Source organism: Grimontia sedimenti, assembly GCF_011045095.1.
In the GTDB taxonomy this organism is placed as follows: Bacteria; Pseudomonadota; Gammaproteobacteria; order Enterobacterales; family Vibrionaceae; genus Enterovibrio; species Enterovibrio sedimenti.
Window position 1 is genome coordinate 71,145 of record NZ_JAALDL010000008.1, and the last position, 17,165, is coordinate 88,309.

Here is a 17,165-nt window from a genome sequence, read left to right on the forward strand (position 1 = left end):
AAGAAAGCCTTACTGAGTCGTTTGGGCGGCTTCTACGGTAATCGCACTGTTGATGCGCAGCAGGGTGATGATCTCCATCGGTTGACCATGAACATTGGTCAGAGACAGAGTGTGGCCTTTCGCTTTCAGACGCTTGAACAGAAATACAATCGCTCCAATGCCTGAACTGTCGAGGAAGTCCACTTCACCTAAGTTCATGGAGATATCCGTCATTTTTTCATCGGCAACAAGCTCATCCAGTATGGGTTGTGCTTCGCTGCATCCCTGAGCATCCATGTCACCACGAACTATCAGTAGAAGGGATTCATCAGGCTGTTTAATGGATTCGATTTGCATGACTTTTTTGCCTCACCTGTATAGATATGGGTTCTAATGCGAATTCCATACCATGTTGTAATGTTTATTAAAAACAGTCAGATAGAGATTCTTAGTGGAGGGCATATATTGGATTTCTCATTTTGAAAACAGAAATGGGAAACTCATGCACTCTTCATGTTGATTGCCAATTAGTGCTCAATATGGCGATTTGTCTTAAATATAAGATAGAAGTAAATCGATGATTTTGCGGGAGGGAGTAGAGGATTTGTTGGTGAGTTGGCGGAATAGGAAATGCTGGCTTTTTATGTTGATCCAACTTTAAGCGACACCAGTACGTTAACGGTCCCTAGAGATTCGAGGATCTATCTCTGCCAGCACTTCGCCGTTGGTCTCTCTAATAAACAGAGTTTTGCCCGCACACTCGATCAAGATTTTTTCTTCTGGCGGGAGTTTGGATAGCACTTCAACCAATCTCGCTGTCCCCTCGACAATGTGAGTGGGCGGGTGAGTGACTCCAAGCGCTTGCATGCTGGCGCGGTCTTGATAGATCTTCAAAAGGTGTTTTGCGGTCACAGCCATCGTACTTATCCTGCTTCTTTATACCCAATTAGAGCAAAACAGGACAACATGCACAGGCTGAGGTTTGAGAAAACAGCCCCTCCCTCTTCTTTTGAAACAAAGGGAGGGGCTGTTAGGCGGCTAGGCGTTAAAGCTGATGTGCTTTTTACCCGTCCAATTCTCAATGACATCAATCATCTTGCGCTTATTGACGGGCTTCGCCAGAAAATCATCCATGCCGACTTCTTTGCATTTCTCTCTGTCTTTCTCTGAAACATTGGCAGTCATGGCGAGAATCGGCAGAGTACGACCATGTTCATTGAGTGCCCTGATGGTTTCACAGGCAGTGAAACCATCCATTCAGGCATCTGCAAGTCCATCAGGACCAACGCAAACTCTTCTTTCTCTATGGCAGATATCGCCTCTTTGCCGTTGTTGGCGGTGGTGACTCTGAACCCCGCACGCTCCAGCATGGTACGGGCGATCAATTGGTTGGCAGCGTTGTCTTCCACCAGAAGAATCGCAGTGGCTGAGTCACTTTTAAAGGCAGTTCTGCTTAGCGGGCCAGGTGTATATTCTTCTGGGTAATGCAGCTCACACGGCAGCACCACGGTGAATTCACTGCCCAATCCGACATGACTTTCCAACTGGATGTCACCACCCATTAACTCGACCAAACGCTTGGAAATAGCCAACCCCATACCTACACCGCCGTAGGTGCGGGAGAAGGTCGCATCTTTCTGAGTGAAGGGTTCAAAAATAATTTTCTGATACTCTGGCTCCACCCCAATCCCGGAATCCCTGACGTGAATGCGAAGACCGTGAGGGAAATGATGGCTGAGCATGAGTTCCACTTCGCCACACTGGGTGAACTTGATGGCATTGCCCACCAGGTTAGTGACAACCTGGGAGAGCTTGCCTTCATCAGCTTTGGCAATGATGTGATGGTTCAGTCTGTCGTCAAATCTCAGGTTGATACCCTTAGTCTCTGCTGACTTTTCAAACATAGAGATCACGCCACGCGCCATCTCAGCGACATCAAACTCTTTTTCTTCGACCTTGATGGCACCGACATCGATTTTTGAGTAGTCCAGTATGTCATTGAGCTGGTTAAGCAGCAGGTGCGCAGCGTCGTCAGCCATATTGGTCAGAGTTTGGCACTGCTCCGGGAGCTTTTCTTCTTTGAGGATATCGATCGCCCCTAAAATGGCATTCATAGGTGTGCGTATCTCATGGCTCATGGTCGCAATAAACTGGGATTTGGCGAGGTTCGCGGCGACAGCATGTTCCCGCGCCTGCTCGAGTTCTTGCTCTCGATACCGCAAATGCTCAATGTGAAATTCCAGATCATCGACGGACTTAGACAGGCGCGTAATTTCATTGACGTGCTGCGGTGCGCGGCCTTCTTGTTCGGCGATGTTTATTAAACGCTGATTGATTTTTGATAGTGGGCCAAAAACCATCTTTTGTGACAGCAAGAAAATGAGAAAACCAAGCGAGAGTAAAGCCAGCGCTGTGTAAAAGCGCACGGTTTCTACGTGGATTTCAATGTCGGCCATCATTTGTTTTTTACTCATGGAAATCTGCATGTCGCCGACTTGGATGTCACGATAGGTCACAGAGTTGACGAAATTGAGAGCCATTGGGTTGTTGTCGTGAGGTTTATCGCCCCATTGTCCAATTTGCACGCCGCCATCAGTAATGATGGAGATATAGCAGAGGTCGGGGTAATGCTCTGCCATCAGTGCGAGCTTTTCATTCAGTGCGCCAGAATTCTTGATGAGTACGTCTGAAGACAGTGCAGCCGTCAGCGCGGAAAAATTGGCGCGGATTTGATTGTCCATTCGATCAGAAAGATATTGGCGTTCAAATGAACGAGCGGCTTCGCCAGCAATAAAGCTTAGCGCCATGGTTATTGCAAGTACGGACAGCATGTATTTAAGCCAGAGTGGTAACTGTTTCATCATCATCTCCTTCGCCGTCCTCGCTGCCTGCTTATTTCCTTGTCATGCTCTCAGTTTGACAATGACTTTGCGTGTCACTTTGAGCAAATTGAGCGCGATTCCTGCATTATTTAACGTATTTAACTGTGTTCTTAAGAGGACAATGCAGGGACTTTGCCAAGTTTTTAAATGCAAGGGTCAATAGCCCCTAGTTAGCGCTTATCGAAGGGAGATGCTGAAGATCCATGTGGCTCTTGTGAAGGAGGCGATGTGTCGGCGTTTTGGTCGTCTGTCTGTTTTTCCGCTTCGCTTTGCTGTAGAAATGCTTCTTCCGTCAGTTTTACATACCGGTAAACGGAGGCGGTCAGTGCGATCAAAATATAGATTGGCCAAGTGAAGCCTTGGGTGAGAAAGGTACCTGACACACAGAACGCGATGATACCCGAGTAAAGTCCTTCAGAAATCGCGCGAATAACAGGGCTGTACCTTTCGGCGTTTTCTTTCACGATATTGGTAGCACTTTTGGCTGAACGGTAAACGGTGATTGTCATGATAAGAAAAGCGATAAAACCGACAAATCCCGTTTCACCCAGCACGCCAAACCATGTGCTGTGAACGGCGTGGTTCAAACCATCCCAGTGCTTTGAATAAAAGAAATAGTTGAAGTAGAAGTTATTAAGGCCAACACCAGACAAAGGGTTTTCCAACGCCATGTAGAAAGCCGCTTCCCACGCATAGAGTCGGCCTTGTGCCGATGCATCCAGACCTTCTTCCGCTGCTCCACCAGATTTTCGCCCACTGATACCCGCCACGACGAACAGCACCGCAGCGGCAACAGCGCCACCAATGAATAGCAAGGTTTTCGACTTCACGCGGCGCCAGGCAAGAATGCCAACAGCAGACATAATACCCAGTAAACCCCCACGGCTTTGAGTCGCGATAATGGCAGAGAAGATGGCGATAGTGGCAATCAGTGCAAAGAAGCGGGTTTTCTTGGAAAGCCCGGACGTCATCAAGATGCTGATGGTAAAAGAAAAGGGGAACAGTAACACCAGCGCTAAGTCGTTGGGGTCACCAAGCACGGAGCCGAGTTCACGGCCCACGGTGACACGCGTTTCTTCCACCAAGCCAATGCCATTGACCTTATTGAACAGGGTGACAATTGCCACCACGACCCCAGACACGGTAATCATGACCAGCGCATTGCGATAGTGGTGCACCCCAGTAAGTAGCCATGCCAGTGCTGGAGTCATGATGCCAATTTTGACATAGATGTTTTTGAAGTAGGCAATGGCTTCACCCACATTGCTGGAGAGTGGAATACCAATCACGACAAGTGCAAAAAAAACGTAGAAGGTATTCAGTTCTTTGGAAGACCACATTTTTAGCTTGCCACTGATACCTATGTGCCATGCCAGAGTGGTCAGGGTGCCGAGGGACAACAACAGAGGGATTTTGAAATTGTAGAGTGGCGCAAAAGCCTCATGAAGGCGGAAAAAAGAGAAAGCGATAAATAGCAGCCCCAGTAGGACAGGTTGAGAAAGGGTAATAAGAATGGCGAGGGGCACCAGACCAATCGCAATGGGAATGACGGGATGAGGAATGACCAACCATAGCAAACACGACAGCGCGACAAACGCAGCAGTCGCGTGTACGAAGTGTGTTCTGATACGGACAAGCAACAGCAGGCGCTGGTCGTTAAGCCATTCGATTAATTGCATTTTTCTGGATGAAGAAATCCCATGCATTGAGTAAAGCAGAGATCGCAGCAAAATGTGCGCCAGAGAAAGTAGAGTTATTAAATGTTTTTAAAATAATGGGTTATGGAAAGTGATAAGAAAAAACGCGCTAGTTCAGCGCGTTTTGTTTGATTTTGCATGTCAAATTAGGAAATCAAGCGAATTCAGAGCGTTGCGCCAGGATGAATCAGGCGAATCACCAACGAACCTGCTGCACGCATTGATTCGACATTGTGGCTCAATACCACACCGCCTTCCGGCGCAAGGTAGCGGTATTCCTCTTCACCAAAGCTGTCGTATTGAATGGCCAGCAACTGGTCTTTTTCAACGAACTGCATCAATTCAACCTGCGGCAGAATAAAACCACCCTGAACAGCGCGAATACTGGTCACACGGGCGCTTTCAATGGCAGGCTCAACCGCCGCAAATTCGCCATCAATCAAACCGTAAAGGGTGAAGATGTTCAGTATGCCTCGCACGGTGCGGTTGACCATTTCCATATCGGTGTAACGGCCGACACCAGCTTCAACCGTGATACTCGGAATGCCATTCTGATTCCAAACGGTTTCCAGAATACCCGGGTCGCCCGGATCGTTCAGAATGGCATCTGGGTTCATCAAGCGCGCCATGTTTACAGCGTCATCCAAACGATAATCCGCGAACACATAAAGCGGATAGCGGGTGCCAGATGTTTGCGTGTGCAGGTCAATCGCCAGATCGGCATTTGGTTGGAGAAGGTTACGCCAGATCGGATCGAGATAACGCTGAGGTTCGTTACCTTGCGGATTGCCCGGGAAATGGCGGTTCAGGTTGCCACAGGAAACGTCGGGGTCAGAGGAAAAGAAATCGCGGCTGTGGTGCAGCATACCGCTCAGGTTGACGGTAGGCACGATGGTCACACAGCCTTTCAGCGATTTACCACGCAGTGCACGGGCAATCGCTTGTGCTGACAAAACGCCATTATATTCGTCACCGTGAACACCGGCGGTGATCATGATTTTCTTACCCGGCTCAGTGCCTTTAAACACCCAGACTGGAAGATGTTGCCACTGTGCCAATGCATCGGTTGCCGCGCGGAACCAAAACTTGTGTGAGCCTGCATCCAGTTGGTCCACATCAAGTGAAGAGATCACGGACAAACCGTCGATTTTGTTTCCTTCAATACACTTCGTCATTACTTAGGTTCTTATTTTTAAGAATTTTATAGGTCGTTAAAACTCAAAAAAGGCGAGATTGTCATCCCGCCTTCAATAATACTTTAAGCTTACGCGAAGCCAGTGAGATGTGCACTCACAACATTGATACTTGCGATGACAAAAACAGCACCATCAATCGCCAAATACACTTTACCGCGAACACACTAAGAAGTGCTAAGTTTGCGCGCCTTTACGTTATTTGGGTATACACTCGTTTTTCAATTGGATATCGTTTGTACAAACAAAGAGTTCGCAAGGGAATGCCATGAGTAACCTAGAAGTACTGTTCGACTTCGCTAAAGAACACAAGAAAATCACGATTCCAATCCTTGTTGTCCTGATTGTGCTTGCTGGTTTCTACATCTATCGAATACCGGACTTCATCTATGGAATGAAAGTGCAGTATGACCTTCAGAAAGAAACCGAAGTGAGACTGCTGACGGGGCAATGTGTGGTGAACGTGAGCAAAGAAGAAGGTGTGAAGGATTGGATCCACTGTGAGCGGCTATTTGGTACGACTTCATCAGAGCCAGGCGCAGAAGTGGTTGAATAATGAACTCGAATGACAAGAAAGTACCGAAATCTGTTTCGTTTCAGAAGTAAGATAGTTATCTAAGACATTGAAAATTAGTTAATACATTGTCTTTGTATCAATACCGTCATGTAGAAGAAAACTGACGATCACTACGCTGTCTTTTTCCACTGTAAAGCTTGCTCCGCCAGCGCAGCGTTTGTTGACGTTGTGCTGGTTTCTTTCAGTTTCGAAAAGGACGAACGCAATGTCAGAACAATCAAAAAATGGAATCAACAGACGTCGTTTTATTGCAGGTTCAGCGGCCGCCTCGGGCACATTGATGCTTGGCGGTATCGCACCGGCATTTGCGCGTGGTGACAGTAAACGACCGGGCACCCCTTATGGCGTTGCCAGTGGCGACGTGACCCAGGGGGAAGCCATGCTGTGGTCTTCATCTGATGCCCCAGCCCAAATGTGGGTCGACATTTCCTATCACCAAGATTTCAGAAAGCACATCACTCTACAAGGACCCAACGCGCTGGCAGAAACCGGGTTTTCCAGCAAACTGGCAATCAATGATTTAGCTCCTGGTCAGAAAGTTTTCTATCGTGTGCGCTACCAGTCTTTAGAAGACTGGCAGAGCTGGGGTGAGCCAGTGGTGGGCTCGTTTAACACTCCGCCAGCAGTTGCATCCAATATTCGTTTTCTTTGGTCTGGTGATACCGCGGGTCAGGGTTGGGGCATCAACGAAGAATGGGGTGGCATGCGTATTTACGAAACCATGCGCCAGACAGCACCGGATTTCTTTATTCACTGTGGTGATACCATTTATGCTGATGGCCCACTGAAAGAAAAAGTCACGCTGAAAAACGGCGAAGTGTGGAAGAATATCGTCACGCCGGAAAAAGCCAAAGTGGCAGAAACGCTTCAAGAGTTCCGTGGCAATTTCGCTTATAACTTGATGGACAAGAACGTCCGAGCGTTTAACAACGAAGTGCCGATGATCGTGCAGTGGGACGACCACGAAACGGTTAACAACTGGTATCCGGCCGAGGTGTTAAACGATGAACGTTACCAGAACGAGCAGAGCGTCGCTTTGCTCTCAGCCCGAGCGCGTCGCGCGTTCTTCGAAATGAACCCTATCCGCAGTTCGGCTGCGGATCCTCAACGTATTTACCGCAAATTTCATTATGGCCCACTGTTGGATGTGTTTGCGATCGATATGCGCAGTTATCGTGCTGACAATGGTGCGAACAACCAAACCGAGTCTTCAGCTGACACTGCATTCTTTGGCAGCAAGCAGATCCTTTGGCTAAAACAGCAATTGCTAGCATCGAAAGCGACCTGGAAGGTGATTGCTTCAGATATGCCAATAGGCATGATTGTTTACGATGACTGGAAAACCAAATCAACCTTCGAAAACATGGCGAATGGTGATGGACAACCCAAAGGGCGTGAGCTCGAAATGGTTGAGCTGCTGCGTTTTATCAAACAAAACAAAATTGAAAACGTCGTTTGGCTGACGGCAGATGTTCATTACACCGCTGCACATTACTACGATCCAAACAAGGCGCAATTCCAGGACTTCGAACCTTTCCATGAATTTGTCTCTGGCCCACTCCATGCGGGTACGTTTGGCCCAAACGACATGGATAACACCTTTGGCCCACAGGTCTTGTTCAGTAAGCATCCTGAAGGTGGGCAAATCAATCTGCCACCATCAGCGGGGTTACAGTTCTTTGGGCAAGTGGATATTGACGGTGAGTCGGAAGAAATGAAGGTGACGCTGAAAGATTTGGTCGGCAGCAGTTTGTATACCAAAACGCTGACGCCGAAGAAGTCGGCCTAACTCGCTTAGCCCTCCTGTTGTCAGGAGGGCTGTTTTCGTTAGCGACTAATACTGAGTTTGGGCGCGCGCATTACAAGGAACACTGCTAGAGCGCACACTGCAAAGCCAATAATGGTGGCTGTTGAAAATGCTTCATCGAAAAAGAGCCACCCCTGAATAGCGGTAACGGGCGGAACCAGATAAATGACAGAGGTAACTTTAGATGCTGCGCCTTGTCCAACCATGTAGAGGTAGAGCAACACCGCAATGACTGATAACGCCAGTACTGACCATATCATGGTGAGGGTGAACGTTAACGACCAAGTCACTTCGAAGCCCTCCACCAACCAGGCAATTGGCAAAAAGAACACACCAGCTGCGACATATTGCCACATCGCACAAGCAACCAAATCAACACCCTGACAAAAATGCTTTTGGTACAAAGTGCCAAGGGTAATGCCAAGCAAAGCAAGAAATACAAACATGTAAGCGTAAAAAGGTTGGGCGTCGATATTCCAGCTCATCTTGCCTTGCACGACCAATGCGATGCCGAAAATACCTGCGAACAAGCCAACCCACTGTGCCGGATTAAGCCGCTCGCTGGAAAGACTAATCACAATCAGCGCGGTCAGGATTGGCTGGAATCCAACCAATAAGGATGACAAACCAGCGGGCATGCCAAAACCAATCGCAGCAAACACGCCGCCGAGATAAAAACCGTGGATTAGCAGCCCAGACACTAGAACGTGAAACAGCAATTTGCCTTTAGGCATTACGGGTTTCATTACGCCCAGAATCACCACAAATACCAAGACGTTCAACACCATGCGAATAAAGAGGAAAGTGGCTGCATTCGCATAAGGAAGACCAAATTTGGCACCGATAAAGCCTGTGCTCCAAAGCAAGACAAAGACAAAGGGAATGGCGCTTTTCAGCATGGGGCAGCAATCCTTGCACGATGAGAGTGAGTCGAGAGGTGATCATACCAATCGTAGTAAATATCTGCTCACCCTAGCTTGTTAAAATGCTCGATAGCTGCGTTGAAAAATTTGACTGTAGAGTAACTACTTATCGAAACTTTTCGCCTTGTTCTCGAGCATTTTTCCTGCACTATTTCTGAGCAGCTATCTACTGTGATTGGTATTAAAACGCAATCCGTGTACGGCAACAAGGAAAATGATTTCGTCCAAAAGCGTATGAATTCAGGCGAGTAAGTAGGTTAACTGTTTGAACGACGAAAAAAGCCCACAGATGTGAGCTTTATGCATTGAAGGGCTTAAGACAACCAATCCAGACTGAGCAGTAATCTTGGGGCACTTCCGGGAGCGGGAGAGCGGTGAACAATGCCTCGGCCTTCATTGCCGACCCAGGCTTCACCTTTCAATATCGCCACAGCACCGGTGGGGATCTCTTTGATACCAGAGGGGGCGACAGATTGTTCTGGTAATTGCCCCGGTGAGCTAGAGCGCTCAACGTCATTCTCATCAATCCATTCTGTGCCACGCCCAGAGTATGTCACCAGCAATCTGGCTGGGACGCGGTCGATATGGAAACGCGGACACATGGTTGTATCCAACACCTGCAGGCGAACACCCAATGCGTCGGGCTCAAAAAGGCATCGATACATTTCGATCACATCTTCCACATCCGCTAACCAGCTTTCTATGCCTTTGAGTTCCAACGCCCATTTAGGCAGAAGTTCCCAGATCGACAGAGAATTTTCCAGTGTGACAAAGCGATTGTATTTTCCTACCCGTGCAGCGAACTGGTCAGCAAACTCTCTGCAATCTTGCGAAAGATCGCGTTGCCAGACGGTAAGATTCACGTCTTCCCGGAATATTTCGGTCAGGCATTCTGGGTGGGTATTCTGAACCGTTACTGGCCGGGTTACTGTTTCGATTTCCGCTATCATGGACAGTCTCCAAATTGTCTCAAAGTTGAAATGTTATAACATAACATTTTAGCATGTGCGACTACACGGAGTATTGCAGATAGAAGTTGTTTTGATTCTCTTCGAACTGAAATTCGTTCTTGAAAATGAAGCATCTAGGTAAGAGGCGTCTGGTTCAAACTAGACCATTGATTAAAAAGATATTTACTATGGTGCCAAGGATAGGTACGCATGATGACTGAATCTTCGACTGAGACCCGAGCATGGGATTTTAACAACCGCTTACCGTTCGCGTTGAAATTATTCTTTTTGCCTCCGCTGGCTTTCTTCTTGATTTTCTTGATGAATCACGAATTTGAACTGACGCTGTTTTTAGCATCATTACTCGTTTTCATCGTATTCTTTTTGTTCTTTGGTTATCTGTCCAGCCATGAGTTGGTAGAAATTAACTCATCTACACTGGAGCATTCTTATCATCTGCTTGGTGTGACCTACAAAAAAAGAAAGTACCTACTTGGACACATACATAACTTGCGTGTTTACCCAAGCATGTCAAAGCCGTCTTTTTTTGACCCTCAAGGCCCTTTTTCAGAACAATTGAGGCTGCATATGCTTGGCGGCTCGGTTGTGTTTGATTATGGCCCTCTTTATCGAAGTATTCAGATGTTCAAGGGGATGCCGGAGAAGGAGGCGCTAAAGTGTGTCGCCCAAATGACTGAGTTGCTGAATGAATATTGATTGAGAAGTCACTCGCTAAGCATCCTCTTGTTTCTGAAGCCAGCTCTGGCTTTTGATACCTTCGCCGAAAGCTTGAAAGTAGCTCGCTATCTGCGTGTTTCTGGAGAGAGGATCTGAAGGGGAGCAAGAGAACATGGAAAGTTTGGGGCTGATTTATTTTCATCTGGTAACGGCAGTGCTGTCATTTTTGCTGGGAACCTATTTGCTTGCCAGAAGAAAAGGGAGTCCGCTACATAAGCGTCTTGGTAAGATATATATGCTGCTCATGATAGCAACAGCTATCTCAACACTATTTATCCCAGCGCAAGTGGGGCCTCAGGTGTTCTACCACTTTGGTTATATTCATATTCTCAGTATTGTCACCCTTTACACCGTGCCTGAATCCTTCATGGCGATTAGACGGGGTAATGTGAAAAAACATCAGCAAGGCATGGTGATTTTGTATGTGTTGGCGCTTCTGGTAGCGGGTGCATTGGCGTTTACACCAGGAAGGTTACTGCATACTTGGCTATTTGCTTAGTTGCACTTAACGATTAAAAAGGGCTGCTCCGCAGCCCTTTTCTGTTTTTGGTGATTAACCAATCACTGTCATTTCATTCACCGTAAAGGTTTCGACCGCGCCATCTGTCGCTTCCAGGTAATCAGCCAAGTGTTGGTTACCCATGTGTGCTTGCCACAACTCGCGGTTTTCCCAGTTTTCATAGAACAAGAAATGCGCTGGGTTTTCATTGTCCTGATGCAGGTCGTAGTTAATGCAGCCTTCTTCGGCGCGGGTAATGTCAATCAGCTTCAGAAGCTCAGCTTTTACCAGCTCGATCTTGTCTTCTTTGGCGATAATGTTGGCAACAATCGTTAATTTACTCATGACTTCTTTCCTGTTTGTTTTTGTACCCAAATAACCTGATGACCTCTGAATGCGAACATCCTCAGTTTGTTTGGATATATTATTAGAATCCTTCCAGCACGATCTTTCCAATGGCAGTGCCGGACTCGAGCTCTTCGTGCGCCATACGCAGGTTCGCTGCGTTGATGGCTCCAAGGTTTTTGCCTGCTGTGGTTTGAATGCGACCGAGGTCAACAAGCTCAGCAACATGGTTTAGCAGATCACTTTGTTTTTGCATGTCTTTTGCGTTAAACATGGAACGCGCAAACATAAATTCGAGGTGTAGCGTCAGACTCTTGTTCTTCAACTGCATCACGTTGATATGGCTCGGGTCATCAATCATCGCGATGTGGCCGAAAGGAGCGAGCAATTCTGTGTAAGTTTCAAAGTATGACTCTGTGGCGTTCAGGCTGGCAATATGAGTGACAACGCCCACACCTAGTGCTTCGATTTGTGGCTGCAGTGCTTCTCTGTGGTCAACCACATAGTCAGCGCCAAGATTTTTCACCCACTCTTGAGAGCTTTCTCGGGAAGCTGTGCCAATCACCGTTGCGCCCGTAAGTTGTTTCGCCAATTGCACAAGAATAGAACCAACCCCACCAGCCGCACCAACAACCAGCAATACCTCTTCTGATTTCTCGGATGGGTTAGCTGTTTGTGGCAGCGCCAGATGATGAAACAACAATTCATAGGCAGTGATGGTCGTGAGTGGCAATGCTGCCGCTTTGGCGTCGGTCAGGCTCTTCGGTTTATGACCAACAATACGCTCATCCACCAATTGGTATTCGGCGTTACTACCTTGGCGTAGCAAATTACCGGCATAGTAAACCTTGTCGCCAACCTGGAAGTTTGAGACTTCCTCACCGACTGCGACAACTTCGCCTACCGCATCCCAACCGATGACTTTATGACCACCGTTTTCGGGAGAGACATTTTGTCGGATTTTGTAATCAACAGGGTTAACAGCAATCGCACTGACTTTAACAAGCAAATCGCGACCAGCAGCTATGGGTTGAGGCAGCTCGATATCAATCAGAGATTCTGCATCAGAGATGGGGAGGCTTTTTGCGTATCCAATGGCTTTCATGTTCTTTCTCCGAATGTGTTTTTGTTTTGATGGGGAAAGATTAGGGGTTGGCGAATTAATGATAAACAGCGTAATCTTGAAATAATTATCAAATTAATTTTGAGAATAAGAGCAAGACTATGCAGATTAACGATCTTAAGATTGTGCTTAAGGTGGCAGAATTTCGCAGTATTACGGTCGCTGCCACGCACCTGGACATGCAAACGGCAACGGCCAGCGCCGCCGTAAAACGGGTGGAGCATGAACTGGGTGTCGAATTGTTCGTTCGTACAACACGTAGCCTTCGCCTTTCCAGTGCAGGGGAGCGATACCTTCCGCAATGTGAACAAGCTCTCCAGATGCTGGATCAAGCTAACCGCAATATGAAAGATGAACTGGATATCATCGACGGTGAATTGCGTCTTGCTGTGTCATCAGATCTAGGGCGAAACGTTGTCCTGCCTTGGTTGGATGAATTTATAGATGCGCACCCAGGTGTAACCCTTCGTACTAACATCAGCGACAGCAATGTGGATTTTTATCGGGATGCTATCGATATCGCACTGCGATATGGCTCGCCAGGGGAGAGTAATGTGTATGGCTTCAAAATCTGTCACGTACCAAGACTGCTTTGTGCGGCGCCCGAATACATTGAAAAGCATGGTGTACCATCACACCCCCAGGACATGACAGAACACAATGCACTGCTCTTTCAGTTGAGTGACATGCTTCATGATGTTTGGGAGTTTGAGGGTAGTGATTGTAAACAGAAGGTTCGGGTCAGTGGTAACCGCGCATCAAACGATGCAGATTTGGTGCGCCGCTGGTGTGTCGCCGGAAAGGGGATTGCAGCGAAGTCTTCATTGGACATGGCAGCAGACTTGATGGCGGGCAGAGTAGTGAATCTAATGAGAGAGACACCACCTGTAAGCACTGAATTATGGTTGGTCTTCCCCAGTCGTCAATCCATCACTCCCGCAGCAAGGCTGCTGCGGGATTTGCTTCGGGAAAAGTGCACTGCACTACTGACAGGGCTGGTGGAAGCGGGTGTGTTGAGCGCCGATGATATTGCTCCATCAGTGCAATAAGCCAGCCTAGGGACTGTCTACAGCCCTAAAACTTGTAGACAGCCCCAAGGCTGAACTCCCAACCCAAATCGTTTTGTACAAGGGGGCTATCGCTATCATGGTGCTCTAGTGCAACTTCAGAAATGGCCAGCCAGTTTTCAGAAAGATCGTAAAGGGCAATAACACCGCCTTTGTACACCCAGGTTTCGTCAGCGCTGAATTCAGCCAAGCCAGAGGCAGAAGACTCCTGAGCTGAGATGGAATACAAATGCTGGGAAAGCTTCTCGTCGCGATAATTTACTTCCACGTAGGGTGACAAGACAAAGTTGGTGATGGGCGTGTCGAACGCTCGGCCCAGATGAAGTTGGATTTCGTAGCCATTGTGCTCGTTGGTGACATCATGAAGATAAGTGAGGCGGGCACCGACAGTACCGATAGTCACGCCAAGCTCGCCGTTGCCATCGCGGTTATTTATCCCTGAAGGGATGTCGTCGAAATCGTCAGAAACTTCTGCAAAGCGCAGGTTCCCGGAAAGGCCAATAAATGGGATAGGGTTGTAAGTGAACAGGCTGCCATCAATAAAGCCATGTTCACTGTTGTAAAACAGGTATGGCTCAGCCCCAGCCTTTGTGCCTTGATTTGAAAAGACCGATTCCCCAACAGTAAGCCCGGCACCGACAAAACCAAAATCCTTGTATTTATCCTGTGCTAAAGCTGGCGTCGCGATCACAGACAGCAACAGAGGGGACAGGATTGATATGACGCGTTTTCTCATTACAGCTCTCCTTTCTATAAAAAGAAGAACTGCAATGGGGGAAGTTTCTTTCAGTGGGCTTAGGCAAAAATCTAATTTTTCCGGTTACCTTTGATGAGATCTTCGATGGTCTCAGTTACCTGTTTGAGTTTCAGGCTCTGTTCTTTGTAACTCATCGAGACTTCTGAGGTTTCATTGGCAATCTGGTGGTTGTTGTTGACGATTCCTGTCATGGACTCCATGGCAGAATTCACCTGAATGAGGCCTTTCATTTGCTGGTTGAACGCCTGACTAAAGGAATCAATTTCCTGCGCCAGCCCTTCAATTTTGTTGGAGATATTCGAAAAACTGACCTGGGTTTGCTCCGAAAGCGCCTTACTTTCCTTCACCCGCAATTCTGTGTCTTGCACTATCTGGCCAACGGTGACCATCGAGTCTTTCAGCAGTTTATCAATATCTTGCGATGCCTGACCCGACATTAAGGCCAACTGGCCCACTTCCTGAGCCACAACGGCGAACCCGCGTCCGTGCTCACCTGCACGTTCGGCTTCTATAGAAGCATTGAGTGATAGCAGCTTGGTTTGGAAAACAATGTCATGAATGACCTTGGTGTAGTCGGAGATCTTTCTGATGATCTCGTTTATCTCCTGCAATTGCTTGTTGGAGTTTTCAATCAGCACCACCGAATGCGCCATCTTGTCCATGTTCTTGCTGCCGTCAGAGCTTAGCGCTAACGTACCTTTGGACACATCCAGACAGGTCAGGACGTTTTCATTGGTGCGTTCCACCATCTCCCGAATTTCTGACATGGCAGATACATTGGAATCCAGCGCGCTCCGCTGTTTCTCAACCCCATTGGCAATGTCTTTCGCGCCTTGCAGAACAAGCTGGGAATTTTCCTGGGCAGCTTCAGATACATAGGCGAGGTCTTTGGTGATTGAAATGAGCGGCTTAGAAAGTCGCATCGAAACGAAATAGATGATTAAGCAAAGCAGAATGATGATGCTGACAAAGCAAAACAGCACCACTTGCAGATTCCTTTGCAGTGCCGCCGTTGAAGCCTTCTGGTTGTAGGTAATGTTCAGCACACCGAGTAAAGTACCATCAGGAGAGAGGATTTCTTCCGAATACTTCAATGCCCCTTCATTGGTTTCCTTGGGGGCAGTTTCTGTGTAAGGCACTCCAAGGCTGTCCATAAACTGGATATGATCAATATCCTGATCTTTCATTCCGACCTGAACAAATTCCTCTAACGCCGACAAGTCATAATTCATGATGTATGTCTTGCTGGATTGATTCAGAAAGTTCGCCAATGACTGCACTTTCCCTTTTTGTATTTGGGAGAGCTCTTGAGCAGTCATGTGGTGGAAGAACACGGCTGCCAACACCAGCAATGCGGTGATACTCCCAATTAAGGGAACAAGAATCCGGTATTTAAGCGACAACCCTTTAAAAAACGACATCCACTTATTCATGGCTTCACTTCATGCTGTTGACTGGAATCGCTTTGCCATTCTCGATTTTCGTCAGGTATACATCGTCCAGCCCCTGTCTATCAGACTTACTGAAGTTCACGTTAAGGCCGCCAAAGTTCTTGTTGCTGATGTTCTCCATCGCACTGACAAAATTTGAGCGGGTGAGTGACTGACCTGCCTGCTGTAAGGCTTCAACAATCACCATGGCATTCAAATAGCCTTCCAGTTGGGTGTAGTAAGGGTTCTCAACACCTTGGGCGGCGAGATCTTTTTTGAAGTCTTCAATAATGCGAAGGTCACTCTCATCTGGGTTAGGCATAACCTGGGAGATGTAACTGCCGTTGCCGTCAGCACCTAATTCAGCAATCAGCTTTTTAGTGCCCACAAAAGAGATATTGGCGAACTTAGCGTCAAAGCCTTTCTGATTTGCCAGTTTGATGAAGGCACCACAAGCTTGATAGGCTCCGACTAAAATCACGGCATCCGGATTTTTACTCATGATGCTGTTCAGCCCTTGCTCGACATCCAATGTATTTCGGGTGTATCTGCCTTCCGCATGGATTTTGAGGCCGCGTTTTCGGAGCGCGCGCTGCACGCCCGCTTTACCTGCTGCGCCATAGCCGTCGTCCTGAATAAACACAGCAATTTTCTTGTACCCCAAATCATTGATGAAATGGTTAACCAGCTTTTCGGTTTCATTGAAGTAGCTGGCGCGGATATTAAAAATATTTGGATTCGCAGGGGTGCGGAGGAACTCAGCGCCGGTGAAAGGGCCGATATAAGGGACTTTTGCACGGTTCACTTCGGGAACGACGGCTTTTGAAGTGGGTGTGCCAACGAAACTGACGAGGGCAAAGACTTTGTCAGTGTAAATCAGCCTCTTCGCATTCTTGGCTGCGCGATCCGGCTCGTAACCGTCATCAAGGGAAATGACCTTGATCTGCCTGCCATGAACGCCGCCTTGCTGGTTAATTTTTTCAAAGTAGGCGAGGGTACCCGCTTTCACCCCTGTGCCTAAGCCCGAGGCAGGGCCGGAAAGGGCATTACTCATGCCGAATGTTATGGTGGTGTCAGTGACGCCGACTTCAGCAAAAACGGTATATGGTAGCGCGAGAAAGGACACCAATATCCAGCGTAAGAATTTCATCACAAAGCCCCTTACTAACTATTTGGTTATTAGTGAGTATAGGAAACA

The 17,165-nt window shown here is 47.6% G+C and carries 16 protein-coding genes and 1 pseudogene; 5 read left to right on the forward strand and 12 right to left on the reverse strand.

Features of this window, described 5'->3' with window-relative positions:
* Positions 1-9: 9 nt before the first annotated feature.
* The 5 genes and pseudogenes from G5S52_RS11990 to G5S52_RS12010 form a co-directional block, all read right to left on the reverse strand.
* Positions 10-336: an STAS domain-containing protein gene (locus G5S52_RS11990; RefSeq protein ID WP_002539874.1), complete on the reverse strand. Its 327-nt coding sequence runs from the start codon at positions 334-336 to the stop codon at positions 10-12.
* 318 nt (positions 337-654) lie between these two features.
* Positions 655-897 (reverse strand): hypothetical protein, encoded by a 243-nt coding sequence (locus tag G5S52_RS11995; RefSeq protein WP_165013804.1) that lies wholly within the window; start codon positions 895-897, stop codon positions 655-657.
* Between the two features lie 120 nt (positions 898-1,017).
* Positions 1,018-2,846 (reverse strand): annotated as a pseudogene (locus tag G5S52_RS24320) (ATP-binding protein).
* 185 nt (positions 2,847-3,031) lie between these two features.
* Positions 3,032-4,540 (reverse strand): O-antigen ligase family protein, encoded by a 1,509-nt coding sequence (locus G5S52_RS12005; protein ID WP_235956218.1) that lies wholly within the window; start codon positions 4,538-4,540, stop codon positions 3,032-3,034.
* Positions 4,541-4,722: 182 nt separating this feature from the next.
* Complete coding sequence (locus G5S52_RS12010; protein ID WP_165013806.1) at positions 4,723-5,733, reverse strand: succinylglutamate desuccinylase/aspartoacylase family protein; 1,011 nt, start codon at positions 5,731-5,733, stop codon at positions 4,723-4,725.
* Between the two features lie 286 nt (positions 5,734-6,019).
* Here G5S52_RS12010 and G5S52_RS12015 point away from each other — a divergent pair, with 286 nt between their 5' ends.
* Positions 6,020-6,307 carry a hypothetical protein gene (locus G5S52_RS12015; protein ID WP_165013808.1) on the forward strand — a complete coding sequence of 96 codons (288 nt, stop codon included), beginning with the start codon at positions 6,020-6,022 and terminating at the stop codon, positions 6,305-6,307.
* A gap of 226 nt (positions 6,308-6,533) precedes the next feature.
* Entirely contained in the window at positions 6,534-8,117 is a 1,584-nt protein-coding gene (locus G5S52_RS12020; RefSeq protein WP_165013810.1) for an alkaline phosphatase D family protein, read from the forward strand.
* Positions 8,118-8,155: 38 nt separating this feature from the next.
* Here the strand turns inward: G5S52_RS12020 and G5S52_RS12025 are convergent, their stop codons facing one another.
* Complete coding sequence (locus tag G5S52_RS12025) at positions 8,156-9,034, reverse strand: DMT family transporter (RefSeq protein WP_165013812.1); 879 nt, start codon at positions 9,032-9,034, stop codon at positions 8,156-8,158.
* 338 nt (positions 9,035-9,372) lie between these two features.
* Positions 9,373-10,008, reverse strand: a complete 636-nt coding sequence (locus G5S52_RS12030) for a DUF1826 domain-containing protein (protein WP_165013814.1) — start codon at positions 10,006-10,008, stop codon at positions 9,373-9,375.
* 210 nt (positions 10,009-10,218) lie between these two features.
* On the opposite strand from G5S52_RS12030, the gene G5S52_RS12035 reads away from it, so the two are divergent.
* Both G5S52_RS12035 and G5S52_RS12040 read left to right on the forward strand, forming a co-directional pair.
* Positions 10,219-10,725 carry a hypothetical protein gene (locus tag G5S52_RS12035; protein ID WP_165013816.1) on the forward strand — a complete coding sequence of 169 codons (507 nt, stop codon included), beginning with the start codon at positions 10,219-10,221 and terminating at the stop codon, positions 10,723-10,725.
* A gap of 133 nt (positions 10,726-10,858) precedes the next feature.
* Entirely contained in the window at positions 10,859-11,245 is a 387-nt protein-coding gene (locus G5S52_RS12040) for a DUF2306 domain-containing protein (RefSeq protein WP_165013818.1), read from the forward strand.
* Positions 11,246-11,299: 54 nt separating this feature from the next.
* Here the strand turns inward: G5S52_RS12040 and G5S52_RS12045 are convergent, their stop codons facing one another.
* On the reverse strand, positions 11,300-11,590 hold the full coding sequence (locus tag G5S52_RS12045) for a putative quinol monooxygenase (RefSeq protein WP_165013820.1): 291 nt from the start codon (positions 11,588-11,590) through the stop codon (positions 11,300-11,302).
* An 82-nt stretch (positions 11,591-11,672) separates the two neighbouring features.
* Entirely contained in the window at positions 11,673-12,695 is a 1,023-nt protein-coding gene (locus G5S52_RS12050; protein ID WP_165013822.1) for a zinc-binding alcohol dehydrogenase family protein, read from the reverse strand.
* Positions 12,696-12,814: 119 nt separating this feature from the next.
* On the opposite strand from G5S52_RS12050, the gene G5S52_RS12055 reads away from it, so the two are divergent.
* The gene (locus G5S52_RS12055; RefSeq protein ID WP_165013824.1) at positions 12,815-13,762 is read left to right on the forward strand and encodes a LysR family transcriptional regulator; all 948 of its coding nucleotides are present in this window, start codon (positions 12,815-12,817) and stop codon (positions 13,760-13,762) included.
* A 25-nt stretch (positions 13,763-13,787) separates the two neighbouring features.
* On the opposite strand, the gene G5S52_RS12060 is transcribed toward G5S52_RS12055, so the two are convergent.
* The 3 genes from G5S52_RS12060 to G5S52_RS12070 form a co-directional block, all read right to left on the reverse strand.
* Positions 13,788-14,516 carry a MipA/OmpV family protein gene (locus tag G5S52_RS12060; protein WP_165013826.1) on the reverse strand — a complete coding sequence of 243 codons (729 nt, stop codon included), beginning with the start codon at positions 14,514-14,516 and terminating at the stop codon, positions 13,788-13,790.
* A gap of 71 nt (positions 14,517-14,587) precedes the next feature.
* Entirely contained in the window at positions 14,588-15,970 is a 1,383-nt protein-coding gene (locus tag G5S52_RS12065) for a methyl-accepting chemotaxis protein (protein WP_165013828.1), read from the reverse strand.
* A gap of 4 nt (positions 15,971-15,974) precedes the next feature.
* Positions 15,975-17,117 (reverse strand): ABC transporter substrate-binding protein, encoded by a 1,143-nt coding sequence (locus G5S52_RS12070; RefSeq protein ID WP_165013830.1) that lies wholly within the window; start codon positions 17,115-17,117, stop codon positions 15,975-15,977.
* Positions 17,118-17,165 lie beyond the last annotated feature (48 nt).

Bases quoted from the DNA above. Each gene is read 5' to 3' on its own strand.
- G5S52_RS12045 (WP_165013820.1), bottom strand. From the start codon at position 11,590: ATGAGTAAATTAACGATTGTTGCCAACATTATCGCCAAAGAAGACAAG.
- G5S52_RS12010 (WP_165013806.1), bottom strand. From the start codon at position 5,733: ATGACGAAGTGTATTGAAGGAAACAAAATCGACGGTTTGTCCGTGATC.
- G5S52_RS12030 (WP_165013814.1), bottom strand. From the start codon at position 10,008: ATGATAGCGGAAATCGAAACAGTAACCCGGCCAGTAACGGTTCAGAAT.
- G5S52_RS11995 (WP_165013804.1), bottom strand. From the start codon at position 897: ATGGCTGTGACCGCAAAACACCTTTTGAAGATCTATCAAGACCGCGCC.
- G5S52_RS12060 (WP_165013826.1), bottom strand. From the start codon at position 14,516: ATGAGAAAACGCGTCATATCAATCCTGTCCCCTCTGTTGCTGTCTGTG.
- G5S52_RS12015 (WP_165013808.1), top strand. From the start codon at position 6,020: ATGAGTAACCTAGAAGTACTGTTCGACTTCGCTAAAGAACACAAGAAA.
- G5S52_RS12055 (WP_165013824.1), top strand. From the start codon at position 12,815: ATGCAGATTAACGATCTTAAGATTGTGCTTAAGGTGGCAGAATTTCGC.
- G5S52_RS12040 (WP_165013818.1), top strand. From the start codon at position 10,859: ATGGAAAGTTTGGGGCTGATTTATTTTCATCTGGTAACGGCAGTGCTG.
- G5S52_RS12065 (WP_165013828.1), bottom strand. From the start codon at position 15,970: ATGAATAAGTGGATGTCGTTTTTTAAAGGGTTGTCGCTTAAATACCGG.
- G5S52_RS12005 (WP_235956218.1), bottom strand. From the start codon at position 4,540: ATGCAATTAATCGAATGGCTTAACGACCAGCGCCTGCTGTTGCTTGTC.
- G5S52_RS12070 (WP_165013830.1), bottom strand. From the start codon at position 17,117: ATGAAATTCTTACGCTGGATATTGGTGTCCTTTCTCGCGCTACCATAT.
- G5S52_RS11990 (WP_002539874.1), bottom strand. From the start codon at position 336: ATGCAAATCGAATCCATTAAACAGCCTGATGAATCCCTTCTACTGATA.
- G5S52_RS12025 (WP_165013812.1), bottom strand. From the start codon at position 9,034: ATGCTGAAAAGCGCCATTCCCTTTGTCTTTGTCTTGCTTTGGAGCACA.
- G5S52_RS12020 (WP_165013810.1), top strand. From the start codon at position 6,534: ATGTCAGAACAATCAAAAAATGGAATCAACAGACGTCGTTTTATTGCA.
- G5S52_RS12035 (WP_165013816.1), top strand. From the start codon at position 10,219: ATGATGACTGAATCTTCGACTGAGACCCGAGCATGGGATTTTAACAAC.
- G5S52_RS12050 (WP_165013822.1), bottom strand. From the start codon at position 12,695: ATGAAAGCCATTGGATACGCAAAAAGCCTCCCCATCTCTGATGCAGAA.